The sequence below is a fragment of the Marinobacter confluentis genome (assembly GCF_004785685.1).
Lineage (GTDB): Bacteria > Pseudomonadota > Gammaproteobacteria > Pseudomonadales > Oleiphilaceae > Marinobacter > Marinobacter confluentis.
The window spans coordinates 977,791-994,129 of the sequence record NZ_SRPF01000001.1; the positions used below are offsets into that span (position 1 = coordinate 977,791).

A 16,339-nucleotide genomic window follows, 5' to 3' on the forward strand; every position below is an offset into this window, starting at 1 on the left:
TCAGCACCGATCAGTGTTCGTTGCAGAATGCCTGATCGAGTATGAATTGACCAAGTATTTCAGTCAAGTATTCAGCCCCGGGGCGGCTCGTCCTCCCGGACACAGTCGAAATCCTCTTCCTGCAGGGGTGGAAGCGCTCCGCCGTTCTGATATTCACTGTTGACCTTTCTAAGAGCCTTGCACATGTTCTCGATCCGGTCGTCGACCACATGCATATGATCCAGAAGGCTACGCATGGCTCGGGCGACGGGGTCCGGCATTTCTTCGGTCACGCCGTAGGCGTCAAAGCCCATCCGCTCTTCCATTTCCTTGCGACGCTGGTCGTCATCCCCCTTGCGCTTGGCCACAACACGGCCGGGAATGCCAACCACGGTTGCGCCAGCAGGCACTGCCTTGGTGACCACTGAATTGGAGCCGATCTTGGCACCGGCACCCACCTCAAACGGTCCCAGTATCTTGGCACCGGCGCCCACAACCACGCCATTACCCAGGGTTGGATGACGTTTTCCCTTGTTCCAGCTTGTGCCCCCAAGTGTCACCCCCTGATAGAGCGTGACATCGTCGCCAATAATGGTGGTTTCGCCAATCACCACACCCATGCCGTGGTCGATGAAAAACCGACGGCCAATCGTCGCGCCGGGGTGAATCTCAATACCCGTTAGCCAGCGGGCAAGCGTGGAAAATGTGCGGGCAAGCCATTTAAGCCCCAGCCCCCAGAGCCAGTGGGAAAATCGGTGGCACAGGAGGGCATGAAGACCGGGATAATTGGTCAGCACCTCGAACGTATTCCTTGCCGCTGGATCACGATGGAACACACTGCCAACGTCTTCCCTCAAACGCTCAAACATAATGTTAGTCCTGTTCACCTGCGATTGTTTTCACTCGGGACCCACTGGCGGGCGCCCCTGAGGCCTTCTGAACCGATGTCAGAATGCCTCTGAGAATATTGATTTCCATCTGATCCATCTGCGCCCGCTGAAACAGGCGACGCAACCGGGTCATCAACTGCCGGGGCTTTTCCCGGCGGTGGAATTCCACATCCACAAGCACCTGTTCCAGGTGCTCGAAGAAGCCTTCAACATCCTGAACCGGCGCCGGAGGCACATCCCAACCAGGGTCGCCAGGTGCCACCATCGGCTTTAAATAGGGGCTGACCTCACCGCCTTCAATCCCCCTGAGGAAATGCATTCGTAATTCGTAGCAGACAACCTGAACCGCCATCGAAAGGTTCAACGAGCTGTAGTCCGGGTTGGACGGAATGTGAATATGAAAATGGCATCGCTGCAGCTCTTCATTGCTCAGCCCGTGATTTTCGCGGCCAAACACCAGGGCAACCGGTCCTGCAGCGGACTGCTCAGCCGCTTTTGCGGCGGCGTCTGGCGGCGCAATCACCGGCCAGGGCACTTTCCGGCCACGGGCACTGGTGCCCATCACGCAGACACAGTCCGCAATCGCTTCGTCCAGGCTATTCACAACCATGGCATTATCGAGCACGTCGGATGCGCCGGCGGAGCGGGCGTAGGAAGCTTCATCCGGAAAGGATACCGGGTTCACCAGACAGAGATTAGCCAGCCCCATGTTTTTCATGGCACGCGCAACGGCGCCAATGTTACCGGAATGGGACGTTTCAACCAGAACGATCCGTATCTGGTCGCCGAATCCACCGGCGCTCTCCTGGGGCAATGCGGACTTGTGCATGTTACGACTGTCTCTGTTTGAGTCTGGAAAGAACGCAATCATATCAGACTTGCGGTTTACACTGACCCCCGGTTTACCCGTAGCACCATGGTAAAGGTACTTCAGGCCGCGCTAAAACCATACAAGCGGATTCAGTTTTTGATATGATGTGCGCCCTTCACACACCTGGGAAATGAACACTCAGATGCAACCAGCGATTAAAATGGCCCTTCGCGTCGCAAGACAGGGCTCCGATTACCTCAAAGCACACTTTGAGCGCCAGGAACCTAACGGCGACAGCGAAGACCGCGCAAAACAGCTTGAACGTGTCGAACAGTCGGTTTATGGCAGTTTTTCCGAACAACTGGAAAAAGCCTACAAAGACCACTCCATTGCCGAACTGAACCAAGCAGATGCCGGTACCAGCGAGAAAAGCTGGCATATCTTTCCGGTTCTCGGACGTGAGAATTTCCTCAGAGGCATCCCGGATTTTGCGCTGGCCCTGGTTCAGAAAAAGAACAACCGCACGGAAAGCCTGCTGCTGGTTAACCCGGTCACTGGTGAGGAGTATTCCGCCAGTCGTGGCTATGGCGCTGCGCTGAACAGCCGGCGCGTGCGCACCAGTGAAACCAAACACGCCGACCGCGCCGCCATTGTCAGCAACCTGCTGGATCAGACCCGCAAGGGCGAAGACCCCCTGCTGTGGGGTGAGATGGCCTCCATGCTGGCGAAAGACAGCAGCATGTTCCGTACTGCCGGTTGCGTGGCACTGGATATCGCCCGGGTTGCCTCTGGCCACCTGGACGCTGCCGTTATTTTCCGACCCGAGCCAGCGGACCTCGCCATCGGCGTTACCCTGGCAATGGAATCCGGCGCATTGACCGGAGACTTCGCGGGCAACCCCTCCGCCGGCAAGGCGAAGCATCTGGTTGTCGCCAATCCCAAACTGTTCAAGGAAGTCCTGAAGACCCTTCACCCGTTCCGCGGGCGTTTGCCGCAATAAAAAAAAGCCGCTTTCCCACGGGAAGCGGCTTTTCTGTCAGGACCGGCAGCTAAGCCCGGCACCAATCACATCTTGGAACTACATCCGATTCAGCCATTCTGGTGGCTCTTCGTTCTCTTCCTCTTCACCTGCCAGGCCCTCTTTGGCCGGCACCATCAGATCATGGCGATCCACATGCAGCGCCAGCAGCAGATTTGCTGATACGTAAATGGATGAGTAGGTACCCACAACCACGCCGATAATCAATGCTATGGCAAAGTTGTTGATGGCTTCACCACCCAGGAAGAACAGGGCCAGCAGAACAACCAGCGTGGTGCCGGACGTATTGATCGTACGGCTGATGGTCTGATGGATGGACGTGTTGATGATGTGCCAGGAATCCCCTTCCCGCATGGTCCGGAAGTTTTCCCGGATGCGGTCCGCCACCACAATCGTGTCGTTCAGGGAGTAACCGATGACTGCCAGCAGAGCTGCCAGCACGCTCAGGTCAAACGTCCACTGGAACAGGGCGAATATACCCAGCACGATGATGACATCGTGAGCCAGCGGAACCACTGACGCGATGCCGAATTTGAACTGGAAACGCATGCCCACGTAGATCAGAACCACAGCCAGCGCGATCAACAAACCAAGACCGCTGTCTTCCTTGAGTTCATCGCCAACCTGGGAACCAACGAACTCAGAGCTGACAAGCTCTAGCTCCGTTCCATCCGCTGACAGAACCTCAACCACTTCCGGGGCCAGTTGATCATTAGACGATTCTGCCATGCGCACAAGAACCGTGGTATCGGCGCCGAAATTCTGCACGACAAACTGCTCATAACCGGCATCCGACAGCCGATTACGGATATCGTCCAGTGCTGGTGCCTGCCGGTATTCAAGCTCAACCGACGTACCGCCGGTAAAGTCGAGGCCGAAGTTCAGCCCGCGAACCGCCAACATGGCGATGGAGACAACGATCAGCGCAATGGACAGAACGGAAGCAATTTTCCGAAAGCCCATGAAATCAATAGGTTTCTTGGTAGATTCAGACATTGGCTTGCTTCCCTCCGATCGACAGCTTGTTGATGGTGCGGCGGCCGAATACCAGATTGACGATGCCACGGCTGACCATCAACCCAGAGAACATGGATGTGAGAATACCGATGGAAAGCGTTACGGCGAAACCTTTCACCGGGCCTGAACCCATGGCGAACAGAATGACGGCAACCAGGAGGGTCGTGATGTTCGCATCAACAATGGATACGAACGCCCTCGAATAACCGGAGTTAATGGCCGACTGGGGCGGCACACCGGTTTTCAGCTCTTCCTTGATCCGTTCGAAAATCAGAACGTTGGCGTCAACGGCCATACCGACGGTCAATACAATGCCAGCAATGCCCGGTAACGTCAGAGTTGCAGACAGGATCGACATGCAGGCAATCAGCATCATCAGGTTCAACGTCAGAGTGGCACTTGCGATCACGCCAAACCCACGGTAGTAAACGATCATGTAGAGCAGTACCAGCCCGAAGCCGAGCATCACCGACATCAGGCCGGCATCGATGTTCTTCTGTCCCAGGCTTGGCCCGATGGTGCGCTCCTGCACGAAGTACATGGGGGCCGCCAATGAGCCCGCCCTCAATAGCAGTGCCAGTTCAGAGGCTTCAGGAATCGAATCCAGCCCGGTAATACGGAAGCTGGCGCCCAGAGCCGACTGAATGGTCGCCAGGCTGATGATGCCCTTTTCCACAATCCGCTCGTCCACCAGCTGGGTTTCACCGTCGACCACTACTTCTTCTGTTTCGGTGCGATACTCAATAAACAGAACCGCCATACGGCGCCCGATGGCATTCCGGGTTGCCCGGTTCATCAGGTCGCCGCCAACCGAATCCATGGTGATGTTGACCTGCGGCTGGCCGTTTTCATCGAAGGCCGACTGGGCATTGGACACGTTGTCACCGGTAACAATCACATCTCGCTGGAGGCGAGCCGTGCGGTTTTCGCTGTCTCGGAAGGGGAACACCTCAACTTCGCTGCTGGGGGCGTCCGAACGTGCTTCCAGCCTGAACTCCAGATTCGCAGTGGCACCGAGTACCCGCTTGGCAGCGGCGGTATCCTGAACGCCGGGAAGTTCCACGATAATGCGGTCTGCGCCCTGGCGCTGAACCAGCGGCTCGGCAACACCGAGTTCGTTAACCCGGTTGCGGATAGTCGTCAGGTTCTGCTCAAGGGCGTAGTCCTGGATTGACTGGATTTCCGCATCGGACATGGTAAGCGTCAGCTGGTAAGCACCGTCTTCGGTCTGCTCATCATCAAACTGGAACTGCATGTACTGGTCGCGGATCAGGCTTTCCGCTTCGGATAGCGACTCCGCATCCCTGAATATCAGCGCAATGGAACGATCACCGGCCACGTCACCGCCACGATAGCGGATGCGCTCGTCGCGGAGCTCCTGCTTGATCTGCCCGGCCATGGCTTCCAGACGCTGGTCCACTGCAGTTTCCATGTCTACTTCCAGCAGGAAGTGAACACCGCCGCGCAGGTCCAGACCCAGCTTCATGGGGCCAGCGCCCAGGGAACGCAGCCAGTCTGGCGTCGACGCTGCCATGTTGAGAGCCACAAGGTAGTCGCGGCCCAACGCTTTCTGAACCGCCGGACGGGCTCTGAGCTGATCTTCGGCACTGTTCAGGCGGATCAATGCATCCCGCTCCTGAAGTTCGGCAGCCTTGATTTCGATGCCTTCGGCCTCGAGTGCGCCGACCGCACGGTCCAGAATGCGCTGGTCGACCTGTGTGCTGCTTCTGGCACCTGTGATCTGAACGGCATAATCGTCGGGGAACAGGTTCGGAGAGGCATAAATAAACCCGATCACCAGCGCAAACACGATGATCAGGTTCTTCCAGAGCGGATACTTGTTCAGCATGGGGTCCCTTTAAGCGGGTCGAGCGACCGGCTTTCTTACTCAGCTTGGCAAAAGAAACCGGCCCTCGAGGGCCGGCGTCAGATATCGGTCATCGATATCCTTCTCAGATGTCTTTGAGAGTACCTTTGGGCAGCGCTGCAGCAACGGCAACTTTCTGGATTTTGACTTCTACGTTGTCTGACACTTCCAGAACAATGAAGTCATCCGTTACTTTGGTAATTTTCCCTGCGACACCGCCGGAGGTGACCACTTCATCACCCTTGTTCAGGCCTTCCATCAGGGCTTTGTGCTCTTTGGTGCGCTTGGACTGCGGGCGCCAGATCAGGAAGTAGAAAATCAGGATAAAGCCGGCGAAGAAAATGATCTGACCCATCGCGCCCATGCCCTGCGGCGCTGCATCCTGGGCCATAGCCAGTGCCGGCATTGCAGCAATAATAGCGGCAACAAGCAGCTTGATTGATTTCATGTTTGTTTCTCCATTGGTCGATTAATTTGGCTAGCGCAGACACATTGGGCGTCGTCAGTCCGCAAGTGGCGGGACCGGCTGGTCCCGGCGCGCGTAGAAGTCGCTAATAAAGTCCGACAATGTACCTGCTTCAATGGCCCCACGCAATCCGGCCATGATGTTCTGGTAATACCGCAGGTTGTGGATGGTATTCAGTTGCGATCCCAGCATTTCTCCACACTTATCCAGATGATGGAGGTAACTTCTCGAAAAATTCTGGCAGGTATAACAGTCGCACTGATCATCAAGAGGCTGAGTGTCGTAACGGTGGCGGGCATTGCGGATTTTAACAATACCGGTGGACGTAAACAGGTATCCGTTGCGGGCATTACGGGTGGGCATAACGCAATCAAACATATCCACGCCCCGGCGCACCGCCTCGACAATATCTTCCGGCCGCCCTACTCCCATCAGATAGCGGGGCTTATCGTCCGGCATCTTTGGCGGCAGATCGTCCAGGATGCGGATCATATCCTCTTTTGGCTCGCCCACCGACAGGCCACCAATGGCGTAGCCATCAAAGCCGATATCCACCAGGCCCTCAAGGGAACGCTCGCGCAGGGATTCATACATACCCCCCTGCACGATTCCGAACAGTGCAGCCGGGTTGCCTTCGTGGGCGTCCTTGCTGCGCTTTGCCCACCGCAGCGATAACTCCATGGACTCGCGGGCTTCGGTTTCGGTGGCCGGGTAAGGGGTACATTCGTCAAATATCATGACAATGTCTGAGCCCAGGTCTCGCTGGACCTGCATGGCAATTTCCGGGGACAGTTCCACTGGCGAACCATCCACCGGGGAGCGGAAGGTCACCCCCTGCTCGGTAATTTTCCGCATTTCGCCCAGGCTGAACACCTGAAAACCACCGGAATCGGTCAGGATAGGCCCATGCCACTGGGTAAAATCGTGCAGGTCGCCGTGGGCCTTGACCACTTCCGTGCCGGGACGCAGCATCAGGTGAAAGGTGTTACCAAGAATGATATGGGCGCCAATATTTTCAATGTCCCGCGGCAGCATCCCTTTAACCGTGCCGTAGGTGCCCACAGGCATGAAGGCAGGGGTTTCGACAGCGCCTCGGGGAAAAGTCAGCCGACCGCGGCGCGCCCGGCCGTCCTCGCCAAGCTTTTCAAATGACATAAAGCTGGGTGTGCTCATTGCGCCGCTCCGGATTCTGGCTGTGTGTCGGTGTCAGTTTGGCAGGCGCCCAGGCTCGGCTGCTGCCCGGTAATGAACATGGCATCGCCATAGCTGAAAAACCGGTAGCGGTCGGCCACTGCTGCCCGGTAGGCCGCCATGGTGTGGTCATAACCTGCGAACGCACTGACCAGCATGATAAGAGTGGATTCCGGCAGATGGAAATTGGTGATCAGCGCATCCACCGTGTTAAAGCGATAGCCCGGGTGGATAAAGATGTCTGTCTCCCCCTGAAAGGCCGAAAGCACACCATTCCGGCTTGCCGATTCAAGAGAGCGCACAGAGGTGGTACCCACAGCCACAACGCGCCCTCCCCGTTCCCGGGCGGCCTGCACGGCCCGGACGGTCTGACCGGTGACGCGCACCACCTCGCTGTGCATCACGTGATCTTCAATCCGGTCAACCCGCACTGGCTGAAAGGTGCCAGCGCCCACATGGAGGGTTACGAAGGTGCTTTCAACGCCCTTATCCGCAAGCCGTGCCAAAAGCTCATCATCAAAGTGCAGTCCCGCAGTGGGCGCTGCCACAGCGCCAGACTCACGGGCATAAACGGTCTGATAGCGTTCGCGGTCGGTGGATTCGTCCGGGCGGTCAACATAGGGCGGCAATGGCATATGGCCGATGCGTTCAAGCAGAGCCAGCAGGGTTTCCGGGCCGCTGTTATCCAGCTGGAACAGTGCCCCTTCGCGCCCGCGCATCGTCACTCGGGAGCCATCTTCAAGAATAATGATCTGCCCTGGCCGAAGCGCCTTGGAGGCTTTTACATGAGCCAGCATCTGATGATCGCCGGTCAGCCGCTCCATCAGTATCTCAACCTGACCGCCGGTCTCTTTTTTGCCGAACAGTCTGGCGGGGATGACGCGGGTGTCGTTAAACACCAGCAGGTCGCCACTGTGCAGAAGGTCCAGAAGATTCTCGAAGCTGCGATGGCCGATATCACCGGTGCTGCCGTCAAGGGTCAGCAGACGTGAGGCGCTTCGTTTTTCCAGCGGGTATCGGGCAATCAGTTCGTCAGGCAGATCGAAATGGAAGTCAGAGACGTTCATGGGCAGGCTTGCACAGGTTGCAAAGGAGCTTTGCGTGAGTCGGACAGGCATCACTCTCGACAAATGGTAGCGGTGGGCGGACTCGAACCGCCACGCCCGTTAAGGCAACGGATTTTGAATCCGTCGTGTCTACCAATTTCACCACACCGCCATCTGTTGAGTGCTGGCGATTATACTGACGTCGTGTGCGAAAGCAATAACCGGCCGATCAGCCGGTTACAGGCCTAGAGCCGGTCAAACAGGGACAGCCGTGAGACCTGGGCAAAAGACTGCTGGGCAGCCTGAAGCACAAAACTCTGGAAGCTGAGCCTGCTGATGGCTTCTGCATAATCCACATCCCGCAGCTCTGAGCGGATTTCTTCGCTGTAAACCGACGAATCCTCAAGGAAGGATTTGGTAGACTCGACGGCGTTCAGGCGGCCCCCTATTTCCGTCTGCTTGAGAACAATACTTTCCTGGGCGTTATCCAGGTTGTTCAGGCTGTTGGCAATGAGGTCGTCGTATGCATCCCTGCCCGCTTCAGACCCTTTGTCGATGCCATCCAGGCCAGCGATCAGGTTTTCAATGGTCCGGAACACGGACTGCTTTTCACCGGTGCGGATGGTGAACTGGTCGCCGTCGCCTGCATCGGTAATGGTTGCGCGCACTCCGGCTATTTCAACTGGCTCGCCGCTGGTGTAGGGCAATGGCGGTGCCGTCAGAACAGTGCCCGTCCGGCTGTTTACCGCGGTCAGGGTTCCGGCGGTGGCGTCAACGGTAATCTCGATATCGTCCGGCGCCACGGCGTCGAAAGCGGTCTGATCGATCACTTCAACGCTGTTGATCCTGGCCCCGGCCTGGTTTCCGGGATCGCTTTCGGCAAAAGTCGCGGCAGGCACGGTGGAATAGATACCCTTACCGTGGTCGCTGATGGGCACGGTAACACCGTCATCAATTTCCAGTGACCGCTGGCCTTCATCGCCCTGGTAAACCCAGTTACCGTTTCCGTCCCTCGCATAGGCCGGGTTGGCCCCCTGGAAACCGCTGAAAATGTATTCGCCGGACGCGTCCCGGGTGTTGGTAATGTCCGCCAACTGCCCCAGTCGTTCCTTCATCTCTGCTGAAATGGATTTGCGATCATTGGCGGACAGGGAGCCGCTACCGGCCTGTACGGTCAATTCCCGAATCCGCTGGATCACATCAACCGACCGGTCCAGCGCGTTTTCTTCCTGCTCCAGCCGATTCTCAGCCAGGTCAGTATTGCGCTGATAGGTACTTATGCGCTGCAGTTCCTGGTCCAGTTTCAGAATCCGGGCGGCCGCCACCGGGTCATCCGATGGTCTGTTCACCCGTTTGCCCGTGGAAATCTGTTCCTGGGTCTGGTTCAGGGTTGAGTTCAGATCCTGCAGGCGGTTGATCCCACCCTGGAAAATTTGCTGTGATGAAATTCTGATCATGTCAGATCACCTCTTGTGCTGGCCCGGCTGCCACTGATCACCGGAAAGTCTGCAGCAACGTGTTGAACAAATCCTGGGCAACGCTCATGACCTGGGCAGAGGCGTTATAGGCGGCCTGGTACTGGATTAACCGCCCTGCCTCTTCATCCAGATTCACCCCGGACACAGATTCCCGCTGATTATTGGACTGTTCCAGCAGGGTCTGGCCGGAATCCTTGTCCAGCTGGCTCTGCCGGGTTTTAACGCCGATTTCACCCACCAGCCCGGCATAGCCCTCGGCAAAGCTCTGGCTGCCGTTGTTCAGGGTATTTCTGGTACCAAGCGCCGCCAGGAACTCGGCGTTGCGGTTATCAGAAATACCATTGGCGTTGTAGCCAATGCTGAACGAATCACCCGGCTGCGGGTTTCCGGACACTTCGAACTGGAAGCCATAATAGTTATCCGCTCGGGGGTCTTCGGTAAACAGCTTGTTGGAGACGCCGGGCTGGAAAACGTTGACCGGCGGAACAGCGGCAGCGTCCCCGGCCTGCAGCACCGTGCCGGTGTTGCCGTTAATCACGTCAAATACCAGTTGACCGCCGTCGTCCCGGAACTGGATGTCCAGTGGCGGCGACAGCTGGCCCTGCTGGCTGAAATTTGGCAAAAGCGCGTTGGTAAAGGGGTCCCGTACGTTCAGCATGGTGCCCTGGCTGATTTCGCCGTCACCGCCGTTGCCATCGCTGGCTTCGGCCCGAACCGGGCTGGCAAACGCGATGTCTTCCTCGCGGTTGATCGCCAGGTCGAGGTTAGCAGCGGCCTGCCGTGTAGGCTCAATCAGAAAGCTGTCACCGGCATTGAACGTGCCGCCCTCAATCCGGATGTTGAACCCGGGCATGGAAATTTCTGATTGCACGGGGTCGGGCAAACGCCCCTGATTCACTACATTACCCGTAGCGCGATCAACCAGTTCAAAGTTCCGGCCATCGCCCCCAAACCGCAGCGACCAGCTTCCCGCCGGCAGCGCTGAGCTGTCGATGATTTCAACCGCCAGCTGGGCATCACCCGGGGCACTGTTATTGGCATTGGGAATCACCCGCCCGCGTTGGGCGGCTGTGCTGTTGATGTCCGAGAAAAACGGCCCGCCCAGATCCCCTTCCAGGTCCATGCCGATTTCGTGCTGCTGGTTTATCGAATCCGAAAGCGCAATGGCAATGCGGCCCAGTTCGGCCTCGGCAGGGCGCAGCCCTTCCTCCTGGAAGCGCCGCAGGCCGCCCAGTTTGCCGCCGGTGATCTGTTCGTCCACCGCCAGGGTGCGCCCACCACTGGTCAGTGTGAACTCGAGGTAATTGGGATCTTCCGAGTTATCACGGGTACCCAGCTTTGATGCCGTGGATTCAAGCACCAATGACTGACCGTTCTGCAGCGATACATTGACCTGACCGCCGTCGGTCTGGAGCACCCGGATACTGACAATCTCGGACAGCTGGCGAAGCTTCTCATCGCGCTGGTCCAGCAGTGAATTCGGCTCGCGGCCCTGGGCCAGCCCCGGGGATTCCGCGATGGAACGGTTCAGGTCGGCAATGCTCTGGATCAGTGAATTGGCATCCTCCACGCCCTGTTGCATCTGGGTCTTGATGGATTCCCGCTGCTGAACAAATTCATTGTTGATGCCCTGAAATCGGTTAACGATCTGCTGGGCCTCGCTAAGCACCAACTGACGCTGGGGCAATGACGTTGGGTCTTCCGCGGCATTCTGCAGGCTGGAGAAAAAATTGTTCAAGGCGTTGCTCAGGCCAGTGGCGTTTCCGCCCAGAAGATTGTCCAGACGCGACAACTCCGAGTTGAGGGCGTCCTGCTCGCCAAACAGCGCACTGTCTTCCCGCACCTGCTGGGTGAGGAATTCATTGGCCAGCCTGCGGATATCGGTTACCTGAACACCGGTACCAATGTAACCGGCACCGGTATTGCGCCCGGACTGGGTATCAAACTGAACCTCCTGGCGGCTGTAGCCAGGGGTGTTGGCGTTGGTGATGTTGTTGCCGGTGGTATTCAGAGCGGACTGATGCGCCAGAATGCCGGTCAGACCAATATTGATCAAGCCTGCCATAACCTTACTCCTCAGTACCGCCAGCACCCAGCGACAGGATATCCGCAGGTTCAGGGTTCAGGGTGTCGGTATTCAGAATGCGCCGTATCTTCTCGCCGTAATGGGGGTCTGTCGCATAACCGGCATCCTGGAGTCCTCGTGCAAACTGCTCCGGATCATCCGCAGCCGACAGCACATTCCGGTATCTCGGGTTGGATTCCAGGAAGGACACATAGTCCCGGAAGCTGCTTTCATAGTCCGGATAGGCACGGAAGGAAGCGCGCTCGCTCATGGGTACGCCGTCGCGGAATTCGGTGGTGGCAATGTCCACGGAATCACCGGCCCAACGCTGGTCTGCCTTGATACCGAACAGGTTAAAGCTGGGCGCATCGGCTTCGCCTTTGATCATGTGTCGGCCCCAGCCGGTCTCGAGGGCCGCCTGGGCAATCATCACTTTCGGGTTAATGCCACTGGCTTCGGCCGCGCGCGCTGCCATGGGCAGCAGCTGACGGACAAAGTCCTCCGGGGACTCAAAACGCTCTGGCAGCGGCTCTGCAACGCTATCCTTGGGCATGGCTCCGACAGACTCCGCTACCCGATTGACCTCTTTGACCTGCTCCGGTAGACGTTTCGACAGCACCGGCAAGCTCCGATCATAATCATTCAGGTCGCTCTTATGGGCCGCCATGGGCTTGCCTTCCTGATCCATACCCGGAATCTGTCGGCTTAACTGGCGCACCAAGGCTTCCGCCAGGCCCGTGCCCTGCTTCTGGGAGAGGGTCAGACTCAACTGGCTGTCAAACATCTCGCGATAGAATTCGGACTGCTTGCTGTTCAGGAAATTACCCTCAGCAAACACATCTCCGGCTTTTCGCATGGACTTGACCATTTCCTGCAGAAACAGGCCTTCAAACTGCTTTGCCACCTCACGCAGCGCACCTTCCTTATCGGTGCGGGCCCGGGTTTTGAGGGAGTTAAGTCCCTCAAACTCGGTGTAAACCTGGGCTTTCTGAAGATTGAAGTCCTGCATCATCGCACCTATATCACGATCAGCTCGGCGCGAAGCGCACCGGCGGTTTTCAGGGCTTCCAGCACGGCCATCACGTCACCCGGTGCCGCGCCTACCTGGTTCACCGCCTGAACAATCTCGTTCAGGGTGACCGCAGGGCCGAACTGGAACATGCGCGCCGGGTCTTCAGTAATGGCAATCTGGGTGTTCGGTTCAATCACGGTGTCAGCATCCGTAAAAGGGTTTGGCTGAACCGCTTCCGGATTTTCCTGGATGGTGACAGTCAGGTTGCCGTGGGTCACCGCCGCGGCGGTGACCTGAACATTCTTGCCCACCACAATGGTGCCGGTGCGGCTGTTGATCACCACCTTGGCGGCGGCTTCAGCAGGCTCGACGGTCATATTTTCCAGGATCGACAGAAAGCTGACCCGCTGGGACGGATCCCGTGGCGCCCTCACGGAAATAGACGTCGCATCATGGGCGTATGCCATATCCGGGCCCAGAGCGTCGTTGATCGCTTCGACGACCCGGCGCGCCGTGGTGAAATCCTGACGCAACAGATTGAAGGTAATAGTGTCGCCTTCGTTAAACGGCGAGTTCACTTCCCGCTCGATGGTGGCGCCATTGGGAATCCGGCCCACGCTGGGCACGTTCACGGTAATGCGCGAGCCGTCTGCGCCGCCGGCACCAAAGCCGCCAACCACCAGGTTACCCTGGGCCATGGCATACACATGATCATCTACGCCTTTCAGGGGCGTCATTAGCAGGGTTCCGCCCCGCAGGCTGTCAGCGTTACCAATCGAGGAAACCGTGATATCCATCTCCTGGCCCGGCTTGGCAAACGGCGGCAGGGTTGCAGTTACCGTCACGGCGGCTACGTTTGCCAAACCGGGGTTCACTCCCGGCGGCAGGGTAACGCCGAACTGGTTCATCATGTTTCTGAAAGTCTGGTTGGTAAACGGTGCGGAATCACCGGTGCCGTCCAGGCCCACCACAAGGCCATAACCCACCAGCTGGTTATTTCTCACACCCGCAATCCGCGCCAGATCTTTCAGCCGGTCCGCCAGAACCGGGGCCGCAACCACTGAAAGCGCAATAAGTGCCAGAAGCAGACGAAGCGTTTTCATAACGGGAACCACTCGCTGTTGAAGAATCGGGACAACCAGCCCATCTGGTTTGCCTGATCAAAGTCACCGGTACCGCCATAGGCAATACGCGCGTCGGCAATGCGGCTTGAGGTCACCACGTTGTCTGGTGAAATATCCTGGGGACGCACCATGCCAGTCAGGCGGATGTATTCATCGCCGTTGGTCAGGGAAAGCCATTTTTCGCCCCGAATACGCAGCACGCCGTTAGGCAGCACTTCTACTACCGTGACGGTAATATTGCCATTCAGGCTGTTGCTCTGGTCTGCTTCAGCGGAACCCTCAAAGTCACGCTCGGCCTCCACTTCCGTGGCCAGATTACTCACGGCCCGGTTCAGCACGGTCGGATTTGGCAATGAGATTTCGTTATCCTTGGTGATGCTGCTCTCGGCGTTCTTGCTGGCCTGGGTAGACTCCTGTAATTCCACGGTCAGCACGTCACCTACGTTCAGGGCAACGGTGTCGCCATAGAGGCTGTAATTTCTCGACGGCTGGAAAATGGCACCGGAATGAGGATCACTCTGCATCATGGTTTCAGCACGAACCGGCGCGTAGTAGGGGTCGTCAGGTACCGGGCGCTCGCGGCTCAGCGCCGTGCAACCCTGCAGCAACGCCAGGACCGCAACCAGCAACCAGGTGCTTATTGGCGGCAGGCTGTTTCTGTTATCAATCGGATGCATCATGACGATCCCCCCGGTGGCCGTTCAGGCCTAACCGATGTTATTGGTAATGAACTGCAGCATCTGGTCGGTGGCTGACACCACCTTGGAGTTCATCTCGTAGGCGCGTTGGGTGGTAATCATGTTGACCAGCTCTTCTACTACTTCCACGTTGGATGACTCCACCATGCCCTGCTCCAGCGAGCCGAGACCTGCCAGACCGGGTTCACCCTCGGTGGGGTCGCCGCTGGCGTTGGTGGCCTTGAACAGGTTGTTACCAATCGCCTGCAATCCCTGGGGGTTGATGAAATCCACCAGGGTGATCTGTCCCAGGTTCTGCGGCGCCGCCTGGTCATCGGTAATGGCGGACACAGTGCCGTCCTTACCAATGGTGATGTTGGTGGCGTTTTCCGGCACGTTGATGTTCGGCTCCAGAGTGTAGCCATCCGGGTTGACGATATCGCCATCGGAATTGAGCTGGAACTGGCCGTCGCGGGTGTAGGCGATCTGGCCATCGGGCATCAGTATCTGCATGAAGCCGCGACCATTCACGGCCATATCCAGGGGCTGCTCGGTCACTTCCAGGTTACCCTGGGAAAACTGCTTGGCAGTACCGACGATGCGAACACCGGTACCCAGTTGCAGTCCCGACGGCAGCTCGGAATTCTGGGTGTTCAGGCCGCCCGGCTGGCGATCAATCTGATACAGCAGATCCTGAAACACGGCCCGGTCGCGCTTGAAGCCAGTGGTGTTGACGTTGGCCAGGTTGTTGGAAATGGTGGCCATATTGGTGTCTTGCGCGCTTAACCCGGTCTTGCTGACCCACAGTGCTGGATGCATGTCTCTATCTCCTTGCCGGCGCCGGGTCCAGGCGGCCAGATTTTGCCGCTTTGGCCCCCGCGAGGCCGATAATCATTCGGTGTATTACAGGTTCTGCAACAGTCGTGCCGAAGCCTCGGAATTCTCATTGGCGGTGGTCATCACCTTGACCTGCATTTCGTACTGGCGTGACAGCTGAAGGTTAGAAATCATCTCCTCCACTGCGTTCACGTTAGAGCTTTCCAGAAAGCCGGAGGCGATACGCTGGTTGGCATCCGGCTCCTCAGGACCATCAATCGCCTGATCCGCCTTGCGCCGGATAAATCCGTCCAGCCCCTTTTCCAGGGCTTCCCTGGGTGGGTTCACCAGTTTCAGGCGATCCACCTCTACAAGCTGATCCGGCGGCCCGCCCACAGGCACCACTGAGATGGTGCCGTCATTACCGATCTGGACATTGTCAAAAGGAGGGAGCGCCACCGGGCCGCCGTTGCCCATCACCATTTCGCCGCTGGAAAGGCGCATCAGCCCGTTCACATCGATCTGCAGGCTACCGGAGCGGGTAAAGACTTCCTCGCCGCGCTGGTTCTGTACCACCAGCCAGCCATCGCCATCAACGGCAACGTCCAGCTTTCGGCCAGTGTCCATCAGGGCGCCGGAAGACAGATCAGTGCCGGGCCGCTCAGCCATGGCGTAAGCGCGGGTAGGATGATGTTCGCCAAACACCGGCATGCTGCGGGCCTGCGCAAAATCGCGCTTGAAACCGGTGGTGCTGACGTTCGCCAGGTTGTTGGCGTGGGCGCGCTGGGACAGCATATTCTGCTTGGCGCCGGACATGCCGATAAAAAGGGCTTTATCCATGGGAAAACTCCTGCCGGATTA

15 protein-coding genes and 1 tRNA gene are annotated in these 16,339 nt (G+C 57.8%); 1 reads left to right on the forward strand and 15 read right to left on the reverse strand.

Annotation, left to right across the window (positions count from 1 at the left end; translation table 11 throughout):
* Positions 1–71: 71 nt before the first annotated feature.
* Positions 72–848, reverse strand: coding sequence for a serine O-acetyltransferase (cysE, locus tag E5Q11_RS04550; RefSeq protein WP_135802183.1), 777 nt, complete (start codon positions 846–848; stop codon positions 72–74).
* A gap of 4 nt (positions 849–852) precedes the next feature.
* On the reverse strand, positions 853–1,698 hold the full coding sequence (gene trmJ, locus E5Q11_RS04555; RefSeq protein WP_135802184.1) for a tRNA (cytosine(32)/uridine(32)-2'-O)-methyltransferase TrmJ: 846 nt from the start codon (positions 1,696–1,698) through the stop codon (positions 853–855).
* Between the two features lie 184 nt (positions 1,699–1,882).
* On the opposite strand from trmJ, the gene E5Q11_RS04560 reads away from it, so the two are divergent.
* Positions 1,883–2,680, forward strand: a complete 798-nt coding sequence (locus tag E5Q11_RS04560; protein WP_135802185.1) for an inositol monophosphatase family protein — start codon at positions 1,883–1,885, stop codon at positions 2,678–2,680.
* 78 nt (positions 2,681–2,758) lie between these two features.
* Here the strand turns inward: E5Q11_RS04560 and secF are convergent, their stop codons facing one another.
* From secF to E5Q11_RS04625, 13 genes are all read right to left on the reverse strand, one after another.
* Positions 2,759–3,715, reverse strand: coding sequence for a protein translocase subunit SecF (gene secF / locus E5Q11_RS04565; protein WP_135802186.1), 957 nt, complete (start codon positions 3,713–3,715; stop codon positions 2,759–2,761).
* Positions 3,708–5,585, reverse strand: a complete 1,878-nt coding sequence (gene secD / locus E5Q11_RS04570) for a protein translocase subunit SecD (RefSeq protein ID WP_135802187.1) — start codon at positions 5,583–5,585, stop codon at positions 3,708–3,710. Before secD ends, secF begins: the two co-directional genes overlap by 8 nt.
* 103 nt (positions 5,586–5,688) lie before the next feature.
* Positions 5,689–6,051, reverse strand: coding sequence for a preprotein translocase subunit YajC (yajC, locus tag E5Q11_RS04575; protein ID WP_135802188.1), 363 nt, complete (start codon positions 6,049–6,051; stop codon positions 5,689–5,691).
* Between the two features lie 54 nt (positions 6,052–6,105).
* Entirely contained in the window at positions 6,106–7,224 is a 1,119-nt protein-coding gene (tgt, locus tag E5Q11_RS04580) for a tRNA guanosine(34) transglycosylase Tgt (protein ID WP_135802434.1), read from the reverse strand.
* A 14-nt stretch (positions 7,225–7,238) separates the two neighbouring features.
* Positions 7,239–8,327, reverse strand: coding sequence for a tRNA preQ1(34) S-adenosylmethionine ribosyltransferase-isomerase QueA (gene queA / locus E5Q11_RS04585; protein ID WP_135802189.1), 1,089 nt, complete (start codon positions 8,325–8,327; stop codon positions 7,239–7,241).
* 64 nt (positions 8,328–8,391) lie between these two features.
* Positions 8,392–8,478: transfer RNA gene (locus tag E5Q11_RS04590), tRNA-Leu, on the reverse strand.
* Between the two features lie 73 nt (positions 8,479–8,551).
* Positions 8,552–9,763: a flagellar hook-associated protein FlgL gene (flgL, locus tag E5Q11_RS04595; RefSeq protein WP_135802190.1), complete on the reverse strand. Its 1,212-nt coding sequence runs from the start codon at positions 9,761–9,763 to the stop codon at positions 8,552–8,554.
* Positions 9,764–9,800: 37 nt separating this feature from the next.
* Positions 9,801–11,849 carry a flagellar hook-associated protein FlgK gene (gene flgK, locus E5Q11_RS04600; protein WP_135802191.1) on the reverse strand — a complete coding sequence of 683 codons (2,049 nt, stop codon included), beginning with the start codon at positions 11,847–11,849 and terminating at the stop codon, positions 9,801–9,803.
* Between the two features lie 4 nt (positions 11,850–11,853).
* Complete coding sequence (gene flgJ / locus E5Q11_RS04605; RefSeq protein ID WP_135802192.1) at positions 11,854–12,858, reverse strand: flagellar assembly peptidoglycan hydrolase FlgJ; 1,005 nt, start codon at positions 12,856–12,858, stop codon at positions 11,854–11,856.
* A gap of 8 nt (positions 12,859–12,866) precedes the next feature.
* Complete coding sequence (locus E5Q11_RS04610) at positions 12,867–13,964, reverse strand: flagellar basal body P-ring protein FlgI (RefSeq protein ID WP_135802193.1); 1,098 nt, start codon at positions 13,962–13,964, stop codon at positions 12,867–12,869.
* Complete coding sequence (gene flgH / locus E5Q11_RS04615) at positions 13,961–14,662, reverse strand: flagellar basal body L-ring protein FlgH (protein ID WP_135802435.1); 702 nt, start codon at positions 14,660–14,662, stop codon at positions 13,961–13,963. The genes E5Q11_RS04610 and flgH overlap by 4 nt, the downstream gene beginning before the upstream one ends.
* Before the next feature lie 30 nt (positions 14,663–14,692).
* A complete protein-coding gene (gene flgG, locus E5Q11_RS04620) occupies positions 14,693–15,481 on the reverse strand; it encodes a flagellar basal-body rod protein FlgG (protein WP_135802194.1) in 789 nt (262 codons plus the stop codon).
* An 84-nt stretch (positions 15,482–15,565) separates the two neighbouring features.
* Entirely contained in the window at positions 15,566–16,318 is a 753-nt protein-coding gene (locus tag E5Q11_RS04625) for a flagellar basal body rod protein FlgF (RefSeq protein WP_135802195.1), read from the reverse strand.
* Between the last annotated feature and the right edge of the window lie 21 nt (positions 16,319–16,339).